The 24,518-nt window shown below is 65.4% G+C and carries 22 protein-coding genes; 4 read left to right on the top strand and 18 right to left on the bottom strand.

The features are described 5' to 3' along the window. Nucleotides 1-40: 40 nt before the first annotated feature. Complete coding sequence (locus AC1DOQ_RS06535; RefSeq protein ID WP_477361394.1) at nt 41-448, bottom strand: hypothetical protein; 408 nt, start codon at nt 446-448, stop codon at nt 41-43. A 101-nt stretch (nt 449-549) separates the two neighbouring features. After that, nucleotides 550-1,488: a DMT family transporter gene (locus AC1DOQ_RS06530; RefSeq protein WP_477361392.1), complete on the bottom strand. Its 939-nt coding sequence runs from the start codon at nt 1,486-1,488 to the stop codon at nt 550-552. Nucleotides 1,489-1,650: 162 nt separating this feature from the next. On the opposite strand from AC1DOQ_RS06530, the gene AC1DOQ_RS06525 reads away from it, so the two are divergent. Continuing rightward, complete coding sequence (locus AC1DOQ_RS06525) at nt 1,651-2,130, top strand: Lrp/AsnC family transcriptional regulator (RefSeq protein ID WP_477361390.1); 480 nt, start codon at nt 1,651-1,653, stop codon at nt 2,128-2,130. Here AC1DOQ_RS06525 and AC1DOQ_RS06520 read toward each other — a convergent pair. From AC1DOQ_RS06520 to AC1DOQ_RS06485, 8 genes are all read right to left on the bottom strand, one after another. Then, a complete protein-coding gene (locus tag AC1DOQ_RS06520) occupies nt 2,120-3,442 on the bottom strand; it encodes an SGNH/GDSL hydrolase family protein (protein ID WP_477361388.1) in 1,323 nt (440 codons plus the stop codon). The genes AC1DOQ_RS06525 and AC1DOQ_RS06520 overlap by 11 nt on opposite strands. A 102-nt stretch (nt 3,443-3,544) precedes the next feature. Continuing rightward, the gene (gene serB, locus AC1DOQ_RS06515) at nt 3,545-4,393 is read right to left on the bottom strand and encodes a phosphoserine phosphatase SerB (RefSeq protein ID WP_477361386.1); all 849 of its coding nucleotides are present in this window, start codon (nt 4,391-4,393) and stop codon (nt 3,545-3,547) included. 13 nt (nt 4,394-4,406) lie between these two features. Further along, entirely contained in the window at nt 4,407-7,853 is a 3,447-nt protein-coding gene (gene mfd / locus AC1DOQ_RS06510; RefSeq protein WP_477361384.1) for a transcription-repair coupling factor, read from the bottom strand. Nucleotides 7,854-7,860: 7 nt separating this feature from the next. Next, nucleotides 7,861-8,856, bottom strand: a complete 996-nt coding sequence (locus AC1DOQ_RS06505; RefSeq protein WP_477361382.1) for an HDOD domain-containing protein — start codon at nt 8,854-8,856, stop codon at nt 7,861-7,863. A gap of 74 nt (nt 8,857-8,930) precedes the next feature. Next, on the bottom strand, nt 8,931-9,191 hold the full coding sequence (locus AC1DOQ_RS06500; RefSeq protein WP_477361380.1) for a hypothetical protein: 261 nt from the start codon (nt 9,189-9,191) through the stop codon (nt 8,931-8,933). 59 nt (nt 9,192-9,250) lie between these two features. Further along, the gene (locus AC1DOQ_RS06495) at nt 9,251-9,544 is read right to left on the bottom strand and encodes a hypothetical protein (protein ID WP_477361378.1); all 294 of its coding nucleotides are present in this window, start codon (nt 9,542-9,544) and stop codon (nt 9,251-9,253) included. Nucleotides 9,545-9,552: 8 nt separating this feature from the next. After that, entirely contained in the window at nt 9,553-9,918 is a 366-nt protein-coding gene (locus tag AC1DOQ_RS06490) for a hypothetical protein (protein ID WP_477361376.1), read from the bottom strand. A gap of 204 nt (nt 9,919-10,122) precedes the next feature. Beyond that, nucleotides 10,123-12,501, bottom strand: a complete 2,379-nt coding sequence (locus AC1DOQ_RS06485; RefSeq protein ID WP_477361374.1) for a penicillin-binding protein 1A — start codon at nt 12,499-12,501, stop codon at nt 10,123-10,125. Nucleotides 12,502-12,681: 180 nt separating this feature from the next. Between AC1DOQ_RS06485 and AC1DOQ_RS06480 the strand changes: the two genes are divergently transcribed. After that, nucleotides 12,682-14,955, top strand: coding sequence for an OPT family oligopeptide transporter (locus tag AC1DOQ_RS06480; protein ID WP_477361372.1), 2,274 nt, complete (start codon nt 12,682-12,684; stop codon nt 14,953-14,955). 60 nt (nt 14,956-15,015) lie between these two features. Here AC1DOQ_RS06480 and AC1DOQ_RS06475 read toward each other — a convergent pair whose 3' ends face one another. Continuing rightward, complete coding sequence (locus tag AC1DOQ_RS06475) at nt 15,016-15,942, bottom strand: NAD-dependent epimerase/dehydratase family protein (RefSeq protein WP_477361371.1); 927 nt, start codon at nt 15,940-15,942, stop codon at nt 15,016-15,018. Nucleotides 15,943-16,079: 137 nt separating this feature from the next. On the opposite strand from AC1DOQ_RS06475, the gene AC1DOQ_RS06470 reads away from it, so the two are divergent. Then, a complete protein-coding gene (locus AC1DOQ_RS06470) occupies nt 16,080-17,009 on the top strand; it encodes a LysR substrate-binding domain-containing protein (protein WP_477361369.1) in 930 nt (309 codons plus the stop codon). Nucleotides 17,010-17,200: 191 nt separating this feature from the next. Here AC1DOQ_RS06470 and AC1DOQ_RS06465 read toward each other — a convergent pair whose 3' ends face one another. Then, the gene (locus AC1DOQ_RS06465) at nt 17,201-17,407 is read right to left on the bottom strand and encodes a hypothetical protein (protein WP_477361367.1); all 207 of its coding nucleotides are present in this window, start codon (nt 17,405-17,407) and stop codon (nt 17,201-17,203) included. A gap of 82 nt (nt 17,408-17,489) precedes the next feature. Here AC1DOQ_RS06465 and AC1DOQ_RS06460 point away from each other — a divergent pair, with 82 nt between their 5' ends. Next, a complete protein-coding gene (locus tag AC1DOQ_RS06460; RefSeq protein ID WP_477361365.1) occupies nt 17,490-19,970 on the top strand; it encodes a TonB-dependent receptor domain-containing protein in 2,481 nt (826 codons plus the stop codon). A 53-nt stretch (nt 19,971-20,023) separates the two neighbouring features. Here AC1DOQ_RS06460 and AC1DOQ_RS06455 read toward each other — a convergent pair whose 3' ends face one another. The 6 genes from AC1DOQ_RS06455 to AC1DOQ_RS06430 all read right to left on the bottom strand — a co-directional run bounded on the left by AC1DOQ_RS06455 (nt 20,024) and on the right by AC1DOQ_RS06430 (nt 24,259). Beyond that, complete coding sequence (locus AC1DOQ_RS06455; protein ID WP_477361363.1) at nt 20,024-20,746, bottom strand: hypothetical protein; 723 nt, start codon at nt 20,744-20,746, stop codon at nt 20,024-20,026. Nucleotides 20,747-20,821: 75 nt separating this feature from the next. Continuing rightward, nucleotides 20,822-22,078 carry a glycoside hydrolase family 1 protein gene (locus tag AC1DOQ_RS06450; protein ID WP_477361361.1) on the bottom strand — a complete coding sequence of 419 codons (1,257 nt, stop codon included), beginning with the start codon at nt 22,076-22,078 and terminating at the stop codon, nt 20,822-20,824. 99 nt (nt 22,079-22,177) lie between these two features. Beyond that, nucleotides 22,178-22,684 (bottom strand): hypothetical protein, encoded by a 507-nt coding sequence (locus AC1DOQ_RS06445; protein ID WP_477361359.1) that lies wholly within the window; start codon nt 22,682-22,684, stop codon nt 22,178-22,180. Between the two features lie 25 nt (nt 22,685-22,709). Beyond that, nucleotides 22,710-23,060: a translation initiation factor Sui1 gene (locus AC1DOQ_RS06440; protein ID WP_477361357.1), complete on the bottom strand. Its 351-nt coding sequence runs from the start codon at nt 23,058-23,060 to the stop codon at nt 22,710-22,712. A 286-nt stretch (nt 23,061-23,346) separates the two neighbouring features. Further along, complete coding sequence (locus tag AC1DOQ_RS06435; protein WP_477361355.1) at nt 23,347-23,577, bottom strand: hypothetical protein; 231 nt, start codon at nt 23,575-23,577, stop codon at nt 23,347-23,349. Nucleotides 23,578-23,689: 112 nt separating this feature from the next. Then, nucleotides 23,690-24,259: a hypothetical protein gene (locus tag AC1DOQ_RS06430; RefSeq protein ID WP_477361353.1), complete on the bottom strand. Its 570-nt coding sequence runs from the start codon at nt 24,257-24,259 to the stop codon at nt 23,690-23,692. Nucleotides 24,260-24,518 lie beyond the last annotated feature (259 nt).

Raw genomic sequence — 24,518 nt, 5'->3', positions numbered from 1 at the left:
CCGTAGTGCGACCTCCCCATTTTAGTGCAAATTGTCCGGCTTAGCGATGGCCGCGCCAGCGGCCGCCACCGTGGTAGCCGCGGTGGCCGCCCCAGTTGCTCCAGCTGAAGCCGAGGCCGATCGAGATCGGCGGATACCAGAACGGATCGTAGACCGGAGCCGGTGCATAGATCGGGGCCGGCACGTACACCGGCTGGGTCACGTAGGTCGGGCCGCTCGGCGCCGGGCTGTAAGTGACGACGTCCGAGGTGGTGACGCGGCCGGCATTGCCCGAGGCGGCGGCCTGGGCCGCGGTGCCGTTCGGGACCGGGGTCACCGAGACGACCTGCCAGCCGTTCGCGTCCGGCGCTTGCGCGTAGGCGCGCGTACCGTAGTTGGCGGGACCCGGATACTGGGTCGCGCAGCCGCTCAGTGCGGCAACTGCAAGAATGATGGCGAGTTTTTTCATGGCGGTTCTCCTCACCTGCATACTACATAGGATCCGGCGGCGCCCGCTTTTTGATTTACAGGCTGTTACACCTGTTCACGTTCCTGAAACGTGAACCAGGCTCAGGACCGGCGGCGCCGGCTGGACAGGGCCACCGCGGCCAGGATCATGCCGAAGCCCGCCACGTGATACAGGTGGGGCGCTTCGCCCAGCAGCGGCCAGGCCGCCAGGGTCGCGAACAGCGGGATCAGGTAGACCGACATGCTGGCGCGCGCCGGACCCGCCACCGCCACCAGGCGGTCGAAGCAGAAGTAGGCGCCCAGGCTGGGGACGATGGCCAGGAAGCCGAGCGCCACGTAGAGGCGGCCGTCGCCAAAGTTGGGCAGGTCGCCGCTGACGGCTTCGAGGGCCGCGAACGGTGCCAGCACCAGCGCGCCGCCGCCGATCAGGGCGGCCAGCTTGACGGTGCCCGGCAGGGGCGGCAAGGGCAGGCGCTTGTTGAAGACCGTGTACAGCGACCAGCCGATGGCGGCCAGCACCACCCACAGGTCGCCGCGGCCGAACTCGAGCTGGCCGAGCGCGCCCAGGTCGCCCTTCGACAGCACCACCAGCACGCCAGCGATCGCCACCATCAGGCCGAGGCCCTGGCGGCGGCCCAGTGGGGCCTTCCATACCAGGCGTTCGACCAGGGTCACCAGGGCCGGACAGGCGGCCAGGATGATGGCGACGTTGGCGGCGCCGGTGTGGCGCGCGCCGATGTATTGCGGGGCCACCGCCATGCCCATGCCCAGCGTGGACAGCAGCAGGATGCGCGGCCAGTTGGCCTGCAGGGTGCCGCGCAGCGCCCACATGCGCGGGCCGACGCTCGGCATCAGGATCAGGAAGGCCAGCGCCCAGCGGCCGAAGGCGAGGAACACGGGAGGAATCGCCGCACCCTGGGCCCAGCGCGCCACCACCAGATTGGCGGCGAACAGCGCAGGCGTGATGAGCATGAGGGGCAATTCGGCATTGAAGGCGGCGCCCTGGACACCGAGTCCGCCGCGGGATACTGCTTCCGACACAAAAACCTCCTTACATAAGACGGCGGAATCATACTGCAGCGCACAAAAAATGTGCTTCTGTTCCCGCTGCCTGAGTGCCGGAATATGGATGATTCTTTTGCGATAGGAGTAAAATGAGAAAGAATTATCTTCAACCGTGCCTGTATAGACAAGGAAGACCCCATGAAAGACGGCCAACTCGACGACATCGACCGCCAGATCCTGCGTACCCTGGGCCGCGACGGACGCATCAGCAACCAGAAACTGGCGGACACGGTGAACCTCTCGCCGACTCCGTGCTGGCACCGCGTCAAGGCGCTCGAGGACGGCGGTTACATCACCGGCTATGCGGCCCTGCTCGACCAGCGCCGCATGGGGGTGCCGGATACCGTGATCATCGAAGTCACGGTGGACCGCCACGACGACGAGATCTTCAAGGCCTTTTCGGATGCCCTGGCCGAGCTGCCGGAAGTGATGGAAGCCTATCTGCTGTCGGGCGAATACGATTACCTCATCAAGGTGGCGGTGGCCGGCACCGAGGGTTACGAGCGCTTCCTGCGCCAGAAGCTGTACAAGCTGCCCGGCGTGCGCCACACGCGTTCGACCTTCACGCTGCGCTGCCTGAAGCGCTCGCCCTCGGTGACGCCGTCCTTCACTGCGTGAAGATGGTCAGCGGCACCGCCTGCGCCATTGCCTGGTAGCCGGCGCTGTTCGGATGCAGGTGGTCGCCGCTGTCGTAGGCGGGGCGCAGGCGCGTGGTGCGGGCCGGGTCGCACAGCGCCAGCTCGAAGTCGGCCACCGCATCGTAGCTGCCGCTGCTGCGCATCCAGGCATTCAAGCTCTTGCGCACATTCTCCCGCGCCGCCGTGTAGTAGACGTGGCCTTCGAAAGGCGTCAAGGTGGCGCCGACCGCGCGCAGGCCGCGTGCGCGGGCCTTCGCCACCAGCTGCTGGTGGCCGGCGATCAGGCTGCTGACCGGAATCGGATTCGACCCCGAACTGTAGACGATGTCGTTGATCCCGATGAGCACGACCATCCAGCGCACGCCGGAGGTGGCCGCGATGTCGCGGTCGAAGCGCTCGATTGCCTTCTGGCCGGTCAGCATCGCTTCCGGATAATCCTTCAACAGGGAGTTGGCGGCGATGCCGCGGTTGGCCACGCCGATATTTCCGGCCACGCCCAGCGCCAGCTGCAGGCGCCGCGCCAGCATGTCCGGCCAGCGCTGGTTGGCATTCGCGCTGCTGCCCTGGCCGTCGGTGATCGAGTCGCCGAGGGTGGCGACAGCCGCCGTGGCGGCCAGGCCGGAATAGCCGCCGCCGACGTCGACCTCGGTCAGGAAAGGCCAGGTGGCGATGCTGCGCGCGACCGGCAGGTTCGATGCCGCGCTGTAGTTGCCGGCGCTCGACACATAGCCGGTCTGCAGCGCCAGGTTGTGCAGGGTCGTGACGCGGGTCGAGCCCGGCAGGTAAAGGCTGACGGCGAGCTCGGCAAAGGGCGGCACGTCGAAGCTGACCGGATCCGACAGCACGGCGCTACCGGCGGCGATCGTGACCGAGGCCCGGCCGCCGAACAGCAGCTGGCGGTCGGTCCCGGCCACCAGCGCGGCGCCGCCGGCGCGCAGGGCGATGCGCGCCGCGCCGAGGGACAATGGCGCGCTGCCCATGTCGTTCGAGATGCGGATACGCGCCCGGCTGCCGCCGACGCTGGCATGCGCGATCAGGCGCAGGGTCTGGTTGGCAAGCACCATCGTCGAGGCCGCGGGCGGCGGACCGGCCGGCGCCGTTCCCCAGGTGGCGACCCAGGGTTCGACAGCCAGCGCCTGCTGCTCCTGCGCCGCGGCAGGCAAGACCAGCGCGGCGGCGATGGCGGGGCCGGCACGGAGGAAGTCGCGCCGTCGCGGGCTCCGGGGAACTTGATTCGGGGGAGCGGCATCATTCTCGACGCCATCGTTTTCGGGAAACTGGGTCGGTTTCATGGTCGGGCTCCTGGGGGTGGACGAGCGTTAGACTGCTGATCCGGGAGCCGAAACGGGAAAATCGTTTGCGCCACCTCACACGTCGTGCGACTGGCGCGGTGTTTATTGCAGGACGGCCAGTATGCCGTCGAGTCCGGAGAAATTCAGGGCAACATCGGCCTGGGCGCGCACCACCGGCTTGGCGCGGAAGGCCAGCGACAGGCCGGCAATCCCCATCATCTTGAGGTCGTTGGCGCCGTCGCCCATCACGATCGCCTGTGCCGGATCGATGCCGAGTTCGGCGCACACGCGCTGCACGGTGCGCATCTTCTCTTCGGCGTCGACGATGCCGCCCACCACCCGCCCGGTCAGCACGCCGCCTTCGGCTTCCAGCACGTTGGCGTGCACGTAGTCCAGGCCCAGGCGGGTCTTCAGGCGCTCGGTGAAGAAGGTGAAACCGCCCGACACCAGCAGGGTCTTCAGGCCGGCCGCCTGCACCGCCTGCAGCATCGCTTCGCCGCCGGGGGAAATGCGCAGGCGTTCTTCGTAGACGCGCTCCAGCGCTTCCACCGGCAGGCCTTCCAGCAGGGCCACGCGGCGCTTCAGGCTCTCCGAAAAATCGAGTTCGCCGCGCATGGCGGCTTCGGTGATGGCCGACACCTGCGGCTTCAGGCCCTGCATGTCGGCGATCTCGTCGATGCATTCGATGGTGATCAGGGTCGAGTCCATGTCCATCGCGACCAGCCTGAAGTCGGCCAGGCCGAGGCCCGCATCGACGAAGCTGGCGTCGACGCCGGCGGCGTGGGCGGCGGACTCGATCGTCGCTTTCAGCGCGGGCGTGAAGTCGAAGCCTTCACAGCGCAATGCGTGCGCGTGGATGGGCGTGCTGCTGCGCGGGCAGGCCGGCGCGGCGACCTTTGCGAGCACGGCCTGGTCGGCCGCGGGGCCCTGGAGAATCAGTTTCTTGGACATGGCGTACTTAAACTTAAGCTAGTAATTGTTTGATGGTCTGCTTGACCTGGTTGACGCGCGCCTGCAGGTCCGGCATGGCGGCCGTGATGCGCAGCTTGTCCTGGCCGGCCAGCTTGACCTGGCGGTTCTTCTGGATCAGCGTGATGATCTTGATGGGATCGATCGGCGGCTTTTCCATGAACTGCAGGTTGGCGGCTTCCGCGTGGGCGTCGATCTTCACGATGCCGACCTGTCTGGCGGAGATGCGCAGGCGGTGGGTCTCGATCAGGGCCTTCACCGCATCCGGGAGTTTGCCGAAGCGGTCGATCAGCTCTTCCTGCATGTCGTCGATGCGGTCCTGGGTCTCGCAGTTGGCCAGGCGCTTGTAGATCGACAGGCGCTCGTGGACGTCGCCGCAGAAGTCGGACGGCAGCAGGGCCGGCACGTGCAGGTTGATCTCGGTGGTCGAGGACAGCGGTGCGCTCATGTCCGGCTCGCGGCCGGCCTTCAGCGCCTTCACCGCCTCGTTCAGCATATCGGAGTAGAGCTGGAAGCCCACCTCCAGCATTTCGCCGGACTGGTTCTCGCCCAGTACTTCGCCGGCGCCGCGGATTTCCAGGTCGTGCATCGCCAGGTAGAAGCCGCTGCCCAGTTCCTCCATCGCCTGGATCGCGTCCAGGCGGCGCTGCGCCTGCTTGGTCATGTTCAGGGCGTCGTTCACCAGCAGGTAGGCATAGGCCTGGTGGTGCGAACGGCCGACGCGGCCGCGCAGCTGGTGCAGCTGGGCCAGGCCGAACTTGTCGGCGCGGTGCATGATGATGGTGTTCGCGGTCGGTACGTCGATGCCGGTCTCGATGATGGTCGTGCACAGCAGGATGTTGAAGCGCTGGGCCACGAAGTCGCGCATCACCTTTTCCAGGTCGCGCTCGTGCATCTGGCCGTGGGCCACGCCGATGCGCGCCTCCGGCAGCAGCTCGCGCAGCATGGCCAGGCGGTTCTCGATGGTCTCGACTTCGTTGTGCAGGAAATAAACCTGGCCGCCGCGCTTCAGCTCGCGCAGGCAGGCTTCGCGGATCACGGAACCGTCTTCGCTGCGCACGAAGGTCTTGATGGCCAGGCGCTTCTGCGGCGCGGTGGCGATCACCGAGAAGTCGCGCAGGCCTTCCAGCGCCATGCCCAGGGTACGCGGGATCGGCGTCGCGGTCAGGGTCAGCACGTCGACCTCGGCGCGCAGGGCCTTCAGCGCCTCCTTCTGGCGCACCCCGAAGCGGTGTTCCTCGTCGATGATGACCAGCCCGAGGCGGGTGAACTTCACGTCCGGCGACAGCAGCTTATGGGTGCCGATCACGATGTCGACGGTGCCGTCGGCCATGCCCTTGATCGCGTTGTTGATCTCCTTGCCGGTGCGGAAGCGCGACAGCTCGGCGATCTTGACCGGCCAGTCGGCGAAGCGGTCGCTGAAGGTTTGCGCATGCTGCTCGGCCAGCAGCGTGGTCGGGGCCAGGATCGCCACCTGCTTGCCGCCCATGACGGCGATGAAGGCGGCGCGCAGCGCGACTTCGGTCTTGCCGAAGCCGACGTCGCCGCAGACCAGGCGGTCCATCGGCCGGCCCGAGGTCATGTCTTGGATCACGTTCTGGATCGCGGCGCGCTGGTCGGGCGTCTCGTCGAAGCCGAAGCTCTGGGCGAAGTTCTCGTAGTCGACCGACGAGTATTCGAAGCTGTGTCCCTTGCGCGCGGCGCGGCGGGCGTACAGGTTCAGCAGCTCGGCGGCGGTGTCGCGCACCTGTTCGGCGGCTTTTTTCTTGGCCTTGTCCCACTGGCCGGAGCCGAGGGTGTGCAGCGGCGCGTCTTCCGGCGAAGCGCCCGAATAGCGCGAGATCACGTGCAGCTGGGACACCGGCACGTACAGCTTGGTCTCCTTGGCGTATTCCAGGTGCAGGAACTCGGTATCGCCTTCGCCGAGGTCCATGCTGATCAGGCCCATGTAGCGGCCGATGCCGTGGTTGATGTGCACGACAGGGTCGCCGATCTTCAGCTCCGACAGGTCGCGCACCATCGACTCGACCTGAGAGCTGGCTTCCTGCTTCTTCTTGCCGGCGCGGCGGCCAGCCCCGGCATACAGCTCGGTCTCGGTGATGAAGACCAGGCGGCCGGCCGACTCCTCGGACAGCTCGAAACCGGCCTGCAGCGGCGCCACGCCGAGGGCCACTTTGGCATCGCTGGCGCGCAGGCCCTCGAAGCCTTCGATCAGGGCCAGGTCCAGCTTGTACTCGTTGAAGTACTGCTGCAGGGTCTCGCGGCGGCCGGCCGATTCGGCGCAGATCATCACCCGGGTGTCCACGCGCATCAGGTAGGAGCGCAGATTCGACAGCGGATCGTCGAGGCGCCGGTTGACGGCGATGTCCGGGATCGGCGCCGACAGTTCCGACGCGGCGGCCGCGGGATCGCGCGCGATCGCCCAGCGGCCGTGCGGCTTGGCGCCGACGAAGAAATCCTCGGCGCCGAGGAAGATCTCCTTCGGTTCCAGGATCGGGCGTTCGCGGTCGGCCTTCAGGAATTTGTAGCGCGAATCCGTATCCGCCCAGAAGCGCTGGATCGCGGCTTCGATGTCGCCGACCAGGGCCAGCGGGGATGCCTCGGGAAGGTAGTCGAACAGGGTCGCCGTCTCGTCGAAGAACAGCGGCAAGTAGTATTCGATGCCGGCCGAGGCGATGCCGCTGCCGATGTCCTTGTAGACCGGCGAGCGGGTCGGATCGCCCTCGAATCGTTCCCTCCAGCGCCCTCGGAAGGCGGTGCGCGCCTGTTCGTCCATCGGGAATTCGCGGCCCGGCAGCAGGCGCACTTCCTTGACCGGGTACAGCGAGCGCTGGGTATCGGCGTCGAAGGTGCGGATGGTTTCGATCTCGTCGCCGAACAGGTCGAGGCGGTAGGGCAGGCTAGAACCCATCGGGAACAGGTCGATCAGGCCGCCGCGCACCGAGTATTCGCCGGGCGACATCACCTGGGTCACGTGGCTGTAGCCGGCCAGGGTCAGCTGCGCCTTCAGCTTCGCTTCGTTCAGCTTCTCGCCCTGGCGGAAGAAGAAGGTGTAGGCCGCCAGGAAGGATGGCGGCGCCAGGCGCACCAGGGCCGTCGTCGCCGGCACCACCAGCACGTCGCACTGGCCGTTGCGGATCTCGTGCAGGGTCGCCAGTCGCTCCGACACCAGGTCCTGGTGCGGCGAGAACGCATCGTAGGGCAGGGTTTCCCAGTCCGGCAGCAGGTGGCAGGACAGCTTGCCGTCCGCGAACCAGGGGATTTCGTCGAGCAGGCGCTGGCCGTCGCTGGCGTTCGCCACGATCACGGTCAGCATCTGCTTGTTGGCCTTCAGCTCGAGCGCGGCGAGGGCCAGCGCATAGGCGTCCGAGGAGCCATGCAGCGTCGGCAGGGCAAAGCGTTGACCGGGTTTGGGGAGGTGTTTTTTCAGGTCGAAAGGCATGCTGGAATTATAGTCGAACGAGGCCGTCGAGCACTCGTGCCTGCACGGCGTCGAGGCCGGCCACGGCCGGGTCGTCCGGCGCCAGCATGCCGTCGTCCAGCAGCAGGCGCAGCAGGGCCAGGTATTCGGCCCGGCCCAGGCTGACGGACAGCGGTTGCGCAGCCGACGGTCCGCTCCCCGCAGCGCCCAGGATCGCGGCGGCGATCGGCGGCGGCAGCTCCCACTGCAGGGCGATGCGGGCCGCCAGCGTGCGGGTGCGCGCCAGCAGGGTGGCGACGAAGGCCGGGTCCTGGGGCAGGGCGTCGGTGTCGAGCATGCCGTCGAACAGGCGCAGCGCCACGATCAGGCCGAGGTCGTCCATCAGGCCGGACAGGTAGGCTTCGAAAGGATCCGCGCCCAGGCCGGGCGCGAGCAGGCTGGCGGCCAGCGCGCATTTCTCGGTATGGCGCCAGATGCGCGGCGCCGCCTGGCGGCTGTGGCGGCCGTTCTGGATCCCGATCAGCGGGCGGAAGGCGGCGCGGGCCAGCAGCATGCGCAAGCCGTTCCGGCCCAGCACCAGCAGGGCGGCGTCGATGGTGCGCACCTGGGTCGAAGAGCGGTAGTAGGGGCTGTTGGCTTCGCGGATGAGTTCCGCGACCAGCGACGGATCGCGGGCCACCTGGCGCGCCAGCTCGGCGCTCGAGGCGGCTTCGTCGCGCAGGCTGCGCAGCAGCTGGGGAATGACTTCGGGAACGCGCGGCACCAGGTCGGCGGCATGGTCCGGGGCATCGAGCAGGCGGTCGAGTTCGACCAGCACCAGCTGGCTGTGGCGCTGCGCCTGTGCGGTCGGCGCGACGGCCGCCGCGCCGGCGGTCAGCCAGCGCCACCAGGCCTGGCCGTGGTCCAGGGAGGCTTGCTCGGGCGCCTGCACCGGCGCCTGGGCAGCGGGTGCGGCGGCCGGCACAGGCGTGTGGGACGCGTCGGCTTCCTCGCCGCCGAACAGCCGCGCAATCCAGTTTTTCATCCCGACGCCCCTCGAATATGCCAGCGGCCATTCTACCCGAGGGGCGGCGGTGGACCGGATTGCGTCTGCAGGGCTCAGTGGCCGGCGGCGCCGCTGTCGCTGGAAGCGCGCACGGAAGGGTTGGTGTTGTTGGTGCCTGCGCCCGCGCCGCCGGCCGGCCTGCCGGTGCCGTTGGCGTCGGAATTGCCTTTCGCCGCCGCCGAACCGCTGGCGGTGGCCGTGCCGGTGGTGGCGCCGCCGGTCGCGCTGTCGTTCGAATTCGAGTTGGTGGAGCTGCAGGCTGCCAGGCTGAGGGCCAGCATGGCGCCGATGAATGCGCCCTGGTAGGTCTTCATGGTGTTCTCCTTATGGACGCGATGGATGAGCGCGGCGGCAGGCGGCCGGCGCGCGTTCCTTAGTACGGCGGGCTGCCGCCGCGGTCGCCGTTCCCGCCGGCCCCGCTGGAGCCGCCGGTACCGGCCGTGCCGCCTGAGCTGCCGGAGCCGGTGGTGGCGCCGGAACCGGTCGCGCCGCTGGAACCGCTGGAGCCGGTCGCGCCGCTCGAGCCGCTGCTGCCCGCGCTGCCGCTGCCGGCCGACGTGCCCGATGCGGCGCTGCCGCCATGGGCGCTATTGTCCTTGTTCGGGCTGCAGGCGGCCAGCGACGCCGCCAGCAGGGCGCCGATCAGAATGCGATCGGTGTGCGTCATGATTCCCCTCATCGGCGTACATCCGTGCCCGAATTGCCGGAGGTGCTCGGGGTGCCCGAATTGGTGGTGCCGGAAGTGCCGGAACCCGAGGTGCCGCTGCCGGTGCCCCAGTCGCCACGGCCCGAGGTGCCGGTATTGCCGCTGGTGCCCGAGCTGGAAGTGCCTGAGGCGCCGTTGCCGGAGGTGCCCATGGTGCCGGAGTTGGAGGTGCCGGTCGAGCTGCCGCCGCTCGAGCTGCCGTCCATCGAACCGCTCGAGGTGGCGCTCGGCGAGGAATCGCCGTAGCTGCTGTCGGCGTTTTTGCCGGTCGAGCTGCAGGCTGCCAGGCCCATGGCCATCAGGGCAGCAACCAGAACACCTTGATATTGTTTCATGATCTACTCCTTCGGTGGTGAATGACGCCATCATGGGGTTGGGGGTGGGGTTCCAAAATAGGATGGGTCCGTCCAGCCGTGTAGGATAAAGATGACGCTCTGACTACAAATTTCCCTACAAGAATTGCATTTGGCGTGAAGTGTTCGCGCCAAGAAAAAGGCCCCACGGGTAGCGGGGCCTCGAGAGCAGGAAGCGGAGCGCGCTCAGAACAGGCTGTTCTGGAGCTGCTGCTGTTGCGGCTGTGGCTGCGCCGCCTGCTGCTGTGGCGGTGGTGGCGGCGCGTTCGGATCGGCGTTCGGGTCCACGGCCGGCTGCTGGTCCATATCGATGCCGCTGAAGGTCGGGCTTTCGGCAAACTCGGCGTAGACCCAGTCGTCGTTCTCGCGCACCAGGCCCTCCGGCTGCGCACGCTCTTCCTGCGGGCGCTTGGCCAGCGCCACCTTCATGTAGTCGATCCAGATCGGCAGCGCCAGGGTGGCGCCGAATTCGCGGCCGCCCAGCGATTTCGGGTCGTCGTAGCCCATCCAGGCCACCGCCACCACGTTGCCGCCGTAGCCCGAGAACCAGCCGTCGACGGCATCGCTGGTGGTGCCGGTCTTGCCGGCGATGTCGGTGCGGCCGAGTGCCTTGGTGGCGGCGGCGCCGGTGCCGTAGCGGGTCACGTCGCGCAGCATGCTGTCGGTGATGAAGGCGTTGCGCGCATCCAGCACGCGCTGCTCTTCCTGGTGCGCCGCGGGCGGTTTGGTCTCCTGGATCACCTTGCCGTCGGCGTCGACGATCTTCGCGATCAGGTAGGGCTGGACCTGGTAGCCGCCGTTCGCGAACACGGCGTAGGCGCCGGCCATCTGCAGCGGGGTGACGGCGCCGGTGCCCAGCGCCATCGTGTAGTTGGCCGGCTGGCGCGCGACGTCGAAGCCGAACTTGCCGATGAACTCATGGGCGTAGGGCACCGAGATCGCGCGCAGCAGGCGCACCGACACCACGTTCTTCGATTCCGCCAGCGCGCGGCGCATGGTGATCGGGCCGTCCCATTTGAAATCGTCGTTCTGCGGCGACCAGGTCTTGCCGGCGTCCTCGCCCGGCATGTCGAGCGGGGCGTCGAGGATGCGGGTGGCCGGCGAATAGCCCTTGTCCAGCGAGGCCGAGTAAATGAAGGGCTTGAAGCCGGAGCCCGGCTGGCGCCAGGCCTGGGTCACGTGATTGAATTTCTGGAAGTTGTAGTCGAAGCCGCCCACCAGCGCATGGTAGGCGCCGGTGTCGGCGTCGATCGCGACGAAGGCCGCGGCCACCTGCGGCACCTGGGTGATCGACCAGGCGCCCTTGGCATCCTTGGCCACGCGGATGATGGAACCGGTGCCGATGCGGCGCTCTTCCTTGGCGTTCGAGGCCAGCGAGGCCGCCGCGAACTTCAGGCCGGCGCCGCTGATGGTGACGTCGTCGCCGTCGATGGTCTCGACCCGCACCGCCTTCGGCGACGCCGACAGCACCACCGCCGGAATCAGGCCGTCGCTGGTGGGGCGCTTGTTGAGGGCATCGGTGATCGTATCCTCGCGGTCCTGCGGATCCTCGGGCAGCTCGATGCGGCCTTCCGGACCGCGGTAGCCGTGGCGCTGGTCATAGGCCAGCACGTTGCGGCGTACCGAAGCGTAGGCCGCTTCCTGCTCGGCCTTCAGGATGGTCGTGTACACCTTGATGCCCTTGGTATAGGCCTCGTCCTTGAACTGGTTGTAGACCGCCTGGCGCGCCAGCTCGGCCACGTACTCGGCGTGGGTGTCGAATTCCTGGCCGCGGGTGTTCACGCGCAGCGGCTCGGCCAGCGCCTGCTGGTACTGGGACTCGCTGATGTAATTCAGCTCGCGCATGCGCTTGAGCACCGCATGCTGGCGCTCGCGCGCACGCTTCGGATTCGCCACCGGGTTATGGCGCGACGGGTTCTGCGGCAGGCCGGCCAGCATCGCCATCTCGGCCACGCTGAGCTGGTCGAGGTTCTTGTTGAAATAGGTGCGCGCGGCGCTCGAGAAGCCGTAGGCGCGCTGGCCCAGGTAGATCTGGTTCATGTACAGCTCGAGGATCTCGTCCTTGCTGAGCGCAGCCTCGATCTTGTAGGCCAGGGCGATCTCGTTGACCTTGCGGCCGATGTGCTTTTCGCGCGACAGGAAGAAGTTACGCGCCACCTGCATCGTGATGGTCGAGCCGCCGCCGGCGCCGAAACCGTGGCGCAGGTTCGAATAGACGGCGCCGATGCCGCGCTGGAAGTCGATCGCGCCGTGCTCGTAGAAGCGCGCGTCTTCGATTGCCAGCAGCGACTTCTTCATCAGGTCGGGGATCTTCTGGATCGGGACGAAGTCGCGGTGCTCCTCGCCAAACTCGCCGATCAGGACCTTATCGGCCGTGTAGACGCGCAGCGGGATCTTGGGCCGGTAGTCGGTGACGGCGTCCAGCGCGGGCACATTCGGCAGCACGCGGATCAGGACGTAGCTGACGACGCCGGCGACGCACAGGAGGATGACGGCCAGGGCCAGTAATATGAAACCACGCAGGCGGTTGGGGTGGCGCGGGGCCGGAGTACTCGTAGTTGCCAAACTTGTCTCTCTGATGACGGTCAGATGACCGGAAGATCGCCGTGCCGACAGGGCGTAAACACGGTCTACGCCAAAATTATAATCCGCTTTTCTTCCATTACGGCATGTGCCATAGTGCGAGTTTAAGGCACTGCTAAGCAGTCCCTGCAGTTCAGAAACATGATACGTCCCAAGGAAAAGATGCCGTACGATCCCCATCCGCCCGCCGTCAAGCCGTATATCCCGGCGACCGCCCATCTGCCGGAATTCACCCTGCGCGCCCTGATCATGGGCACGGTGCTGGGCATGATCTTCGGCGCGTCCTCGCTTTACCTGGTGCTGAAGGTCGGCCTGACGGTCAGCGCCTCGATCCCGGTGGCGGTGATCGCGATCACCCTGTTCGGCATGGCCAGGAAGGCCGGCGGCCGCGAATCGACCATCCTCGAGAACTCGATCACCCAGACCGCCGGGTCGGCCGGCGAATCGCTGGCCTTCGGCCTGGGCGTGACCATGCCGGCGATTATGATCCTCGGCTTCGACCTCGAGATCTCGCGCGTCATGCTGGTCGGCGTGCTGGGCGGCCTGCTGGGCATCCTGATGATGATCCCGATGCGCCGCACCATGATCGTCGACCAGCACCGTGAACTCAAATACCCGGAAGGCACGGCCTGCGCCGAGGTGCTGAAGGCCGCGGCCACGCCCTCGTCGCGCGAAGCCGCGGGCGAGGTGCGCGTCGAAGGGTCCGATGAAGAGAAGGCCGCGCGCCAGCGCGCCTTCCTCATCTTCGGCGGCTTCGGCATCGGCCTGCTGTACAAGGTATTGAGCATCTCGCTCAAGCTGTGGAAGGACACCGTCAACTTCGTGTTCGGCGCGCCGCTGAAAGCCGGTTCGGCCGGCGCCGAGATCTCGCCCGAGCTGCTGGGCGTCGGCTACATCATCGGTCCGCGCATCGCCATGACGATGGCGGCTGGCGGCGTGCTCTCCTATCTGCTCTTGATCCCGATGATCAAATTCTTCGGTGACCTGCTGAGCGTGCCGCTGGCGCCGGGAACCATGCTCATCAAGGACATGGGCCCGGACGACATCCGCAGCGCCTACGTGCTCTACATCGGCGCGGGTGCGGTTGCCGCCGGCGGCTTGATCAGCCTGGCGCGTTCGCTGCCGACGATCTGGAATGGCCTGAAGGGCGGCCTGGCAGGCTTCAAGAGCGGCGGGAATGGCGACGCGAACGGGGATGCCGCACCGCTCCGCACCGACCAGGACATCCCGCTGAAGTGGGTCGTGATCGGCTGCCTGGGCATCATCGCCGTGATCACCTTCGCCACCCCGCTGCACATGAACCTGCTCGGCGCGCTGCTGATCCTGGTATTCGGCTTCCTGTTCTCGACCGTGTCGTCGCGCCTGACCGGCGAGGTCGGCTCATCCTCGAACCCGATTTCCGGCATGGCCGTGGCGACCCTGCTGTTCACCTGCCTGATCTTCCTGGTGATGGGCTGGACCGGCGGCCGCTACTACGTGACCGCGCTGTCGGTCGGCGCCATCGTCTGCATCGCCGCCAGCAATGCCGGCACCACCTCGCAGGACCTGAAGACCGGCTTCCTGGTCGGCTCTACACCGCGCCTGCAGCAGTACGCGATCCTGGCCGGCGCACTGGCGTCGGCCCTGATCCTCGGCCCGATCCTGCTGAAACTGAACGATGCCGGCACCGTCTACGTGCCGGCCGCCCAGGTGGCGCCGCACGTCACCACCGATGCGTCGAAGCTGAGCCAGACCGCCCGGCTGCAGGGTCCGCAGGCTGCGTCCGACCGCGCCACTTATAAGGTCTGGCAGAAGACGGACACCAACGGCGGCCCGGCCGGCAAATACCTGGTGCGCGACGACGGCTCGCTGGCCTACCTGGTCGATCCGGGCATCAACGGCCAGTTCCACACCCGTCCGGACGGTTCCGAAGTCAAGAAATACGATGCGCCCAAGGCCGTGCTGATGTCCTACATCATCAAGGGTATCCTCGATCAGCAGCTGCCCTGGACCCTGGTGCTGTTCGGCGTGATGATCGCGGTGGTGCTGGAAATGGCCGGCGTGCAGGCGCTGGCGTTCTCGGTGGGCGTGTACCTGCCGCTGGTGTCGACCCTGCCGATCGCGATCGGTGGCCTGATCCGCTGGATGGTCGACCGCCGCAACAACAAGCTGCCGCAGTACGCGGGCCTGAACGAAGAAGAACTGCAGGCCGCGGGCGATCGCAGCTCGGGCACGCTGCTGGCCTCCGGCTACATCGCCGGCGGCGCCCTGGCCGGCATCATCATCGCCATCACGGCGGGCGTGCTGACCGATTTCGACAATGCGCTGAACAAGTGGGCGGAGGCTGCGAATCCCTTCTTTGCGGGGGCGAATTCGGATGCGCTGTCGATCCTGCCGTATGCGGCCTTGATCGTGTTGTTGTATTGGGTCGGGCGGGAGAAGGCGGTCAAGAAGTAAATTGACCCACGTCGTCCCCGCCTTCGCGGGGCCGACGGTTTTGGCCGACGGTTTTATTTGTCAAACAAACGCCAGATCATGCTGCCGGATCGTATGATCCAGCCACTCATCGGTATGCCCGAACCTGTACCCCAGCGCCTTCGCGCGCGACGTATCCAGCACCATCCGCCCCGGCAAATCGAAGGGTGACAGCCGCCCGGCCTCCGCCGCTGCCGCCGCGCGGCGCATCCTGACCGGCGTATCCAGCACCTCGCCGACCCGCTGGTACAGCTGCGAAGCCGACAGCGCGCCGTCGCAGGCCGCGTTCACCGGACCGCTGAAGTCCTGCATCCCGCTCCAGAACAGGAAGTCCGCCGCCGCGTGCGCGGTCATGAAGGACACGGCCGCTTCGTCGTTCGAATACGCCAGCGTGGCGCCGGCGCGCGCCAGCTCGACGTAGTGGGCGAGGCGGCCGGTGAAGTCTTCGGGACCGCCCAGCACGTGGGCCAGGCGCGGCGTGACCAGCGGCAGCGAGCCGTCGCGCACCAGGTAGGCCTCGGCCTGCACCTTGCCGGTCACATAGCATTCGGTGGCGCGGCGCGGGTCGTGCCAGGGATATTGGGTGTCGATGGGCTGGGCCTCGACCGCGAGATCGGCTTCCGTCAGCAGCCCGGCCGCATCGAAGCCCAGCACGCGGTAGGCGTCGATGGTCGAGGTCATCACATAGCGGCCGACCTGGCCGGCAAAGGTGCGCACGGCGATCGCCGCGTCCAGCGGGCTGTAGCACATCTGGTCGTAGACGATATCGAAGGGGCCGGCCTTGGCCACGGCGCGCATCGCCAGCTCGTTGCGGCGGTCGGCGCGGATGCGCTGGATGCGCTCGCCGAAGGGATCGGGCGCGTAGCCGCGCGTGGCGATGGTGACGCGGTGGCCGGCGTGCAGGAGCCGCTGGACCAGCAGCCTGCCGATGAAACGGGTACCGCCGATCACCAGAATGTTCTTGGACATGGTTTTCCTTACGCTGAATACGCTGAAAAGCTGGCGGGTTCGTGGTGAATCCGCTATATTTTGTATGCAGTGCAGCAATTGTTCAAACAAGAAAAAAACATTGCAATGAATAAGAAAAACTTATGCATGGTGGGGGCTTGAAGCCCCTGCGCAGCCTGTCCGGGCTGATCGATTTCGAATGTGCCGCGCGTTGGGGCAGCTTCAAGCTGGCGGCACAGGAGCTGCACAAGACCCCGGCGGCCGTCAGCCTGCAGGTCAAGCACCTGGAGGATGCGGTCGGCTTTCCGCTGTTCGTGCGCCATCCGCGCCATATCGCGCTGACCGCCAAGGGCCAGGAACTGGCGATCGCGGTCGGGCGCTCGCTCGGCGACCTGCGCGCCAAGGTCGCCGCACTGCAGCGCGGCGACGAGGAAGCCATCCTGCGCATCTCGACCACGCACTCCTTCGCCATCAAGTGGCTGGTGCCGCGGATGCCGCGCTTTACCAAGCTGCATCCGGAGCTCGACATCCGCATCGATTCGAACGACACCCCGGTCGACCTCGAGGACGACGGCGTCGACGTGGCGATCCGCTTCGGCCCGGTGAAGGACGGCGATCCCGCCCTGCTGTTCCGCGAGCGCCTGGTGCCGGTCTACAGCCCGGAGCTGCTGGCCGAGGGCCAGCAGGAACTGACGCTTGCCGACCTGTCCCGCTTTCCGCTGCTGTGCGAGCGCACGCCGGAAGCCTGGCTGCAACTCCTGAACGAGAACCGGGCGCTGAAGGGCAAATACGATTTCTCGCGCACCTTCAGCCACTGGGGCGTGCTGGCCCAGGCCGCGGTGGCGGGGCAGGGGATCGCCCTGGTGCCTTACGGGATCGCCTTCGAGGACATCGCCTCCGGCAGCCTGCGGGTACTGCAATGCCGCAGCGCGCCCTATGGCAACGGCTACCGCTTCCTGGTCAATCCGCACAAGGAGGCGATGGCCAAGGTGCAGCAGTTCCGGGCCTGGGTCGATGCGGAGATGGAGGCGATGCGGCGCACGCTCGATGCCGGCAATGGCCGCGCTGCCGAACCTCCGGCGAAGTAAGGGACCCTTATTTACAGGGGCGCTTGCTGCCGTCGGCGGACATGTCCTGTTCGAACAGGGTCAGACTATGCCCGTCCGGCAGGAAGCCGACGTCGAAGCGCTCGAGATCGCCCGGGCAGACCCGCTCGAAACGATCGCGCCGAGCCGCGAGCTGGCCGCCGTCGCCGCTTCGCGAGCGCCGCGCCTGGCATTCATATTCCTTGACTCCCGAACCGCGTGCACAGCCCGGCCAGGCCGAGAGCCGGCAGCGCCATCGGCATGCCGGTCACAAGGGCGCCCAGCAGCCGGGCATGCATCCAGATGACGGCGCCGAACAGATAGACGGCGGCGGCCAGCAGCACGAGCAGCTTGATGGCGTGTCCGGCGAGCCAAAGCAGGATGCCGATCGTTCTTTTCATGTTTCCTCTCTAGCATGTACGTACGAAAGATGATATTTTCCTACGGTTAATCTTTTTACTTTTCATCATCTTTCTTATACATATGTCTCGTCACTCCGCGCTCACCTTTCCCTTCGCCTGCAAGGCCATCCCGGCGGCCATCGCCCTGCTGATCCTGGGCGTCGACGCCGGCGCGCAAACGGCGCCCGCCGCCGACAAGCCGCTCGAAACGAGCGCCGCCAAGCCGGCCGCAACGGCGAAAGCGAAGGCGGCGGATGCGAAAGCCCCGGCCGCGGTGAGCGCCGAGGCGCCGCAGCCGTCCGGCCAGATCGCCACCGTGAACGTGGTAAGCGAACGCCAGACCAACCGCGTCGACCGCCAGGTGTACGACATCAAGAACGACGCCAGCACGGCCGGCGCCTCGATCGGCGACGTCCTGAACAACGTGCCCTCGGTGAACGTCGACCCGAACGGCACCGTGCGCCTGCGCGGCAGCGAGCGCGTGACGGTGCTGGTGGACGGCAAGCCGACAGCCCAGCTGCAGGGCGAGAACCGCGCCGCCGCCATCAATGCGCTGCCGGCCGAGAACTACGAATCGGTCCAGGTGATCAACAACCCGGGCGCGGAATTCGGCAACGAGGCGGGCGGCGGCCCGATCCTGAACCTGATCTCGCGTCGCTACACCAAGCCGGGCGGGAACGGCACCGTGGCCGGCAACGTCGGCCCCGGCGGCCGCGCCAACGCCTTCGCCAACGGCAGCTACAGCGCCGGCTATGCGTCGGTGAACGGCACCCTGAACGTGCGCCGCGACGGTAACGATACCGACACCGAACAGCTGCGCGAGCGCATCGATCCGACGACGGGCGCGATCAGCCGCCTGCGCCAGGACTCGCACAACCATGGCATCAATACCTTCGTCCAGGCGGGCCTGGGCGGGCGCTACAACTACAACGAGCGCGACACCATCACCGGCTCGTTCTCGGTCAACAAGCGCGGCAACGACGCCGGCTCGAACCAGCATTTCACGGACTTCCGCACGACGCAATTGCCGGTCGTCGACTACACCACGCGCCGCAAGACCGACGGCGATTCGCGCAACCACGAGATCGTGACCGGCTTCGAGCGCCGCTTCAACAGCGATGGCGAGACCCTGAAGATCGACCTGCGCCACTCGTCGAACAACAACAGCGCCGACACCTCGACCCTGTACCAGGCCCTGGCGATGCCGGCCACCGGTGCGCCCGTCTTGCGCGACTATGCGCAGAACGTCGACACGCGCGTGCGCATGACCGACCTGAGCGCCGACTATTCGGGCAAGGCCGGCCCCGGCTTCCTGAACGCCGGGGCGCGCCTGCAGCGCCTGCATCAGACGGCCGACAACCGCTACCTGTTCCTGACCGGCGGCGGCCTCGATACCCGGCGCAGCAACCTGTTCGACCTCGACCAGGACGTGGTGGCGGTCTACGGCACCTACGAGATGCCGCTGAACAAGCTGTGGTCCTTCAAGAGCGGCCTGCGGGTCGAGCGCACCGACCAGGACCTGGACCAGGTCACCTCCGGCATCCAGGCCACCAACCAGTACACCAGCTACCTGCCCAGCCTGTTCCTGACCTACAAGCTGGACCAGTACTCGAACCTGCGCCTGTCCTACGCCGACCGCATCTCGCGCCCGACCTCGGGCGACCTGAATCCCTTCGTCAACTACGCCAACGATTACTACGTCAGTTCGGGCAATCCGCACCTGCATGCGGTCAAGCTGCACTCGCTGGAGCTGGGCTACGAAACCAAGATCAAGGGCCTGATGCCGGTGAGCGTGCGCGGCTACCTGCGCAAGGAATCCGACGTGATCACCGACCGCCGCGTCTTCCTCGACCAGAACACGCTGCTGACCACGCGCGAGAACCTGGGCGACCGCCGCTCGGGCGGCATCGAGTTCTCGGTGATGGGCATGATCCCGCCGAACATGCGGATCAAGGGCATCGCGCTGCCGAACATCCGCTTCATGTTCAACGGTAACTACGGCTTCATCGAACAGGACCGCACCGATGCCATGGGCCTGGCGGGCGGCAAGCGTTCCTCGCCTTCGCTGCAGCTGCAGGGCGGCGGGCAATGGCAGATCAGCCCCGACGACGTGCTGACCCTGATGACCTTCCGCCAGGGTAAGCTGCTGTCGGGCGAGGGTTATCGCGAGCCCTTCGGCATGATGAACCTGGCCTACGAACACAAGTTCGACAAGCGCCTGTCGCTGAACATCCGCGCGAACGACGTGCTGCGCTCGACCGACCAGAAATTCCGCGTCGAGACCGACGCGCTGCGCGACCGCACCGACACCACCGTGCACCAGCGCCGCCTCTACGTGGGCTTCCGCTACACCTTCGGCGGCACGACCGGCAACGACGCGGTGCGCAATGCGATGCAGGCCGCCGGCATCAACGTCGACAGCCCGCAGGCGCGCGAAGCGATGCGCCGGGCGCAGGAGATGCAGCAGGCGCAGGCCCAGGCCCAGGCTGCGAGCGAAGCGCAGAAAGCGGCGCCGGCACCGGCCGCCACGCCTGCGCAGACGCCGCCGCCGGCGCAGAAGTAAGGAAGTCCGGGTTCAGTGGCCGGGCCGGCAGATGCCGGTTCCGGCCGTCGGGTTCAGGGGCGGGAGCTGGTGGGGAAGGGCCAGCTCGTCGGGGCAACGGCACTCGACGGTGCCGGCGCCGCGGCTTTCGCCTTTGGCTTCCCGGGCGCCGCGATCGCCTTGGGCTCCTCGTCCGGCGTGATGTCGGCCGCCTGGAGCGCGCCGAGGTCACGCAGGTCGAACAGGATGTCCTCGTTGCGGCCGTCCACGAAATCGGCGATCCGCACCCATGGGCTGTCGGCGCCGCCGATCAGGTGCTTGCCCACGTGGTTCAGGATACCGACCCGGAAATTCATGGTTTCACGCTCGACCACGGCGGCCGCGCGCGGTGTCGTCGCCATGATGCGCAGGGCCTCGATGCGCACCGCCTCGGCGATCATCCACGGGCCGAACCACTCGAGCTTGCCTTCGGCCAGGCGCAGCCGCGAGAACTCGATCTGTTCGGAGATCTTTGCAACCGCGGGACCCAGCAGGTGTTCGTTGCCGAAGTCCAGCGCCAGCTTGACCACTTTCGCCTGCGCCGACAGCATGTCGAGTTGTTGTCTTTCCAGCTGGTAGGCCACCTGTCCGGCGAAGTCGGACGCCAGCGAGTCGATCTTCTTCGAGACGTCCTCGATCAGGTCCGAGAGTTCGGCGGTATCGCCGGCGCTGTCGTTGGCCTTGGCGGCACGGACCGTGACGAAGACCTTGACGGAGAGTTCGATCGCTTTCGCGATGAGGCTGAGGGAAATGCCCATGTGTCGTTTCTGTAAGTGGATTTGCTGAACAGTCTACAATATTGCCGTCCCGCAAGATACTGCAAATGCGCTCGCCTAACACCAATCCTTGTCCGGCTGCACCTTGAGCCGCTGGGCCGCATCGACCACATCCTGCAGTTCCACCGGATCGCTGAACGGGTCCTCGTCCAGTCTGGTGACCCGGTTCAGCTCCTTCTGCCAGCGCCGCAGTTCGTCGACGTATCCGGCGTCCGGCACGCGCTTGAGGTCGCCATTCTCGTCGACCAGGTCGCAGATGCCGTTGTGCAGCCACTCGCCGGTATGCCAGTCCGGCATGTCGACGGCGGGGAAGAGGCAGATTCCCTGCAGGTCCATGCCGCGGCGCACCGCCGCCAGCGATTCGCACATCACGTCGTGCAGCCAGCCGGCGCGGCCGTCGCGCATGCCGCTGGTTTCGCCGATGATCATCGGCCGGCGGTAGCGTTCCCAGACCGTCTGCAGCATGTCGCACAGCGGGGCGATGCGGTCGTCGCCGGGATCCAGGGGCTTGTGCGGTCCGTGCTCGCGGTATTCCATCTGTCCGAACGAGTAATTGTTGGCGCCGACGATATCCAGGATCTCGGGCGCACCGCCCAGTTCCGGATGCTCGCGGCCATAGATGACGTCCCAGGCCAGGAAGGTGTCGACCTCGGTTTCGTGGCGCGCGGCCTCGATCTGGTCGGGGCGGTCGCGCGGCGCCACCACCCGTACCAGCGGATCGATGTGGACCATGCGCGCCTTTGGCTCGACTTCGCGGATCGCCTTCACGCCGGCGATCGCGGCCCGGCACAGCGCCAGCCGCAGGCGCATCCGGTCGTCGCGGCTGCAGCGGTAGGGCGCGGCCCATGCCCATTCGCCGGCGCAGAAGGAAAAGAAGGTGATCTCGTTAATCGGCGTGAAGAAATGCGGACCGCGCACCTTCGGGATCACATATTCGGCGGCGGCCCGGCAGTAGGCCGCGAAACGGCCGGCGAAGGCGTCGTCGTAGGGATCGAGATCGTCCGGATAGCCGTAATGGAAAAGGTCCCAGACCGGGAGGATCTTCGACGCGTTCATCGCCTCGATGAAGGGATCGACCATCGAGAAATCGTATGCCCCGCCGCCGGCCCGGTCGGCCAGCGGCCAGGGAATGCCTTCGCGCGAGACGGCGATGCCGAGTTCGGCGAGGATCCGGTAATCCTCGGCGGCGTGGCGGTCGTGCTGGGTTTCCGCGATCAGGTTGCGGCGCACGCCGGGGCGCTCGCCCCAGAGGAAATTGGAGCATTCGAAACCGGACAGGAAGAAGGTTGGAAATATTCCTGGATGCTTCGCCATGCAAACTCCTTTCCCGGGCTTGGCTGGTCGAGGTCGTAGGATGCCACGAGTCGGATTTTGCTGCGCATCCAGGCGTGCGGACGGTGCTTTGGTCGGGATTCAGATCCTGGTGCTTTTCCAGAGGCCGAGCGGGAAGACAAGAAGCTCGAAGATGATGAATGCGAGAAGAAGTGCAGAACTTGCCTGGAATTCCTCGAGCGGCTCGTTCCTGCTCCAGTACATCTTCAGCGCTTCGGCGTTTCCCGGACGAGGGGCGACAAGTATTTTTTGGGTCCGCTGATTATCGAGAACGAACAGCTGCCCGTTCTCTTCTTCCGTGTAGCGAAAACGTCCATGCGGCCCATCATGGGTTCGATACTTGTGTGTGACGCCCCCGAGCGTTCCAAGCAGTTCCATCCGGTAGCAGGTATGCCGCGAATGGCCTCCGCACACTTCCTTGTCAACAGAAACGACCGTCGCATCGATCGGGACCAAGGACTCGCCCAACAACTTCGCATGACGGTATCCGCTGACATAAACGCTCACTGTAATGATGAGGAGGATGAGCAGCGGAAAAAGGAAGATCATCCAGGCCCACGCCGGGGTGCGGGATTCTGCGCTTGTCATCGCCAAGGATCCGCCCGGTGACGGATCAGGCCCGCTTGGCCTGGTACCCATGCTTCGCCAGCGTCGCGACGACCAGATCGCAATGGTCGCCCTGGATTTCGATCACGCCATCCTTGACGGTGCCGCCGGAACCACAGGCGGTGCGCAACTGCTTGCCCAGCGCTGCCAGCGCAATCGCGTCCAGCGGCAGGCCCTTGACGATGGTGACGCATTTGCCGCCGCGGCCCTTGGTCTGGCGCGAGACGCGGATGACGCCGTCGCCGAGGATCGCGCTTTTGGCCTTGCAAATGCATTCCGCGACCGGCTGCCGGCAAGCGGGGCACATGCGGCCGCTTTCGGTGGAGTAGACGAGACCGCTGTTCGAACTTTTTTTCATACCGCGCGAAAATTATTTTGGGGTGTATACCAGGAGAGTCTAGCAGTTCGGCCTACCAAGACACACGTGAGACAAACCTAGCACATACAAAAGCTGGGTAGTTCTACATTGGTTCCAAGGGCGAAGATCTTTCGACTCTCTTGTACTTAATCTCAGCGCCGGCCTATGCACTTTGGATAGAAGCTCAGGATGGTTTGCCCCTGATTATTAATCCGGACAGATGGCGTATTAATATCATGGGGCATCTATCTTATTGGGAAATGTGGCATGAGGCGGCCACTTGCGACTAATCTTTCTTGAAATTGCCTAGGCCGTTGATGAACGTTATCGAGTTGCCGTACTTTCGAGCCAAATCAATTAAGACATCGCTTCGGAAAGAAGTAGAAACAGAGAGTTTGGCTCCTGATATCTCAGCGAGTTCCATAAGTTCGTATAAAATATCTGTACTGATTCCACTGGTCAAAACGAGGTTGCCGCCGTTTTTGACGAGTTCCTTCAAAGTTTCGGAGCTTGCCATTAATTTAACCCTCTACATAATCATATGTTTGAATAGATGTTGACTTGAACATTACGACAGTTATAGCGACAAATGTTATATACCGGAATTTAAACATCCAAGCATCAGGCGGTTATGCCGGTGTGGAGCCCTTTCTGCTGTAGCCTTCAGGAAGATGCTCCTTAAATTTCTCAAGCTTCTCGATTGCCACTTTAGCGTGGGTAGATAGGTTGAGAGAGTTCTCGTGAAGAACACGCCAAAAATCGAGCATTACTGATTGATCTTCAAGCGGCGGGAGAGATTTTGCGACCTCCCGAGCGAAAATTTCATCGCTTAAATCCTGGAGGCGCGATAAGCGTAGCCAATGATGTGAAAGCATTTGAAGCAATTCAGGGTTTGAAGAGCTGCTGCAAAGTATTGGTCCGACGGTTTCCCACGCTGTAATACGCAAGTCCGGGCTGTGCATGACTCGGCCGTCCAAGGCTTCTGAGCAAATCATATCAAGTACTCCGATATTATATTTGCAAGCGTTTACGAGAACTTCAATAGCATCTTTGACCTGCGCCCCCATATCATTAATCTCGAGTCTGCGTTGATTGCGCAGCATATGTTGGTTGAGTGTGAGAGCAATCGGAACGCCCAGTACGATACCCACCAGCGTCGAGGCTAAATTCGGCCAAAATGCGTCAAAGAATGCTGACATTCTAAGTCACCAGAGTTAGTAGGTTTTATGGTTCTAAAGTTGCCGCTTGAACGATGATCCACATGGCTTTCGCTGTCGGAATTGCGCGAAGATAGGAACCGTGGGATGAAACCGCTGGAGGCATCTTGCGGCGCTTACAATAGTTTCTAGAGCTTTTCAGGAACAAACTCTATCATAAGAAAAATAAAATTTACAGAGGTGCAATATGGCGTGATTGCGTTCGACCGCTTCGCGACTGTTTTCGTCTTGCTAATTTTGG

This window comes from Massilia sp. 01N417, assembly GCF_056399645.1.
This window is presented reverse-complemented; position numbering and strand designations above follow the sequence as displayed.

Bases quoted from the DNA above. Each gene is read 5' to 3' on its own strand.
- AC1DOQ_RS06535 (WP_477361394.1), bottom strand. From the start codon at position 448: ATGAAAAAACTCGCCATCATTCTTGCAGTTGCCGCACTGAGCGGCTGC.
- AC1DOQ_RS06525 (WP_477361390.1), top strand. From the start codon at position 1,651: ATGAAAGACGGCCAACTCGACGACATCGACCGCCAGATCCTGCGTACC.
- AC1DOQ_RS06520 (WP_477361388.1), bottom strand. From the start codon at position 3,442: ATGAAACCGACCCAGTTTCCCGAAAACGATGGCGTCGAGAATGATGCC.
- serB (WP_477361386.1), bottom strand. From the start codon at position 4,393: ATGTCCAAGAAACTGATTCTCCAGGGCCCCGCGGCCGACCAGGCCGTG.
- mfd (WP_477361384.1), bottom strand. From the start codon at position 7,853: ATGCCTTTCGACCTGAAAAAACACCTCCCCAAACCCGGTCAACGCTTT.
- AC1DOQ_RS06505 (WP_477361382.1), bottom strand. From the start codon at position 8,856: ATGAAAAACTGGATTGCGCGGCTGTTCGGCGGCGAGGAAGCCGACGCG.
- AC1DOQ_RS06500 (WP_477361380.1), bottom strand. From the start codon at position 9,191: ATGAAGACCTACCAGGGCGCATTCATCGGCGCCATGCTGGCCCTCAGC.
- AC1DOQ_RS06495 (WP_477361378.1), bottom strand. From the start codon at position 9,544: ATGACGCACACCGATCGCATTCTGATCGGCGCCCTGCTGGCGGCGTCG.
- AC1DOQ_RS06490 (WP_477361376.1), bottom strand. From the start codon at position 9,918: ATGAAACAATATCAAGGTGTTCTGGTTGCTGCCCTGATGGCCATGGGC.
- AC1DOQ_RS06480 (WP_477361372.1), top strand. From the start codon at position 12,682: ATGCCGTACGATCCCCATCCGCCCGCCGTCAAGCCGTATATCCCGGCG.
- AC1DOQ_RS06475 (WP_477361371.1), bottom strand. From the start codon at position 15,942: ATGTCCAAGAACATTCTGGTGATCGGCGGTACCCGTTTCATCGGCAGG.
- AC1DOQ_RS06465 (WP_477361367.1), bottom strand. From the start codon at position 17,407: ATGAAAAGAACGATCGGCATCCTGCTTTGGCTCGCCGGACACGCCATC.
- AC1DOQ_RS06460 (WP_477361365.1), top strand. From the start codon at position 17,490: ATGTCTCGTCACTCCGCGCTCACCTTTCCCTTCGCCTGCAAGGCCATC.
- AC1DOQ_RS06455 (WP_477361363.1), bottom strand. From the start codon at position 20,746: ATGGGCATTTCCCTCAGCCTCATCGCGAAAGCGATCGAACTCTCCGTC.
- AC1DOQ_RS06450 (WP_477361361.1), bottom strand. From the start codon at position 22,078: ATGGCGAAGCATCCAGGAATATTTCCAACCTTCTTCCTGTCCGGTTTC.
- AC1DOQ_RS06445 (WP_477361359.1), bottom strand. From the start codon at position 22,684: ATGACAAGCGCAGAATCCCGCACCCCGGCGTGGGCCTGGATGATCTTC.
- AC1DOQ_RS06440 (WP_477361357.1), bottom strand. From the start codon at position 23,060: ATGAAAAAAAGTTCGAACAGCGGTCTCGTCTACTCCACCGAAAGCGGC.
- AC1DOQ_RS06435 (WP_477361355.1), bottom strand. From the start codon at position 23,577: ATGGCAAGCTCCGAAACTTTGAAGGAACTCGTCAAAAACGGCGGCAAC.
- AC1DOQ_RS06430 (WP_477361353.1), bottom strand. From the start codon at position 24,259: ATGTCAGCATTCTTTGACGCATTTTGGCCGAATTTAGCCTCGACGCTG.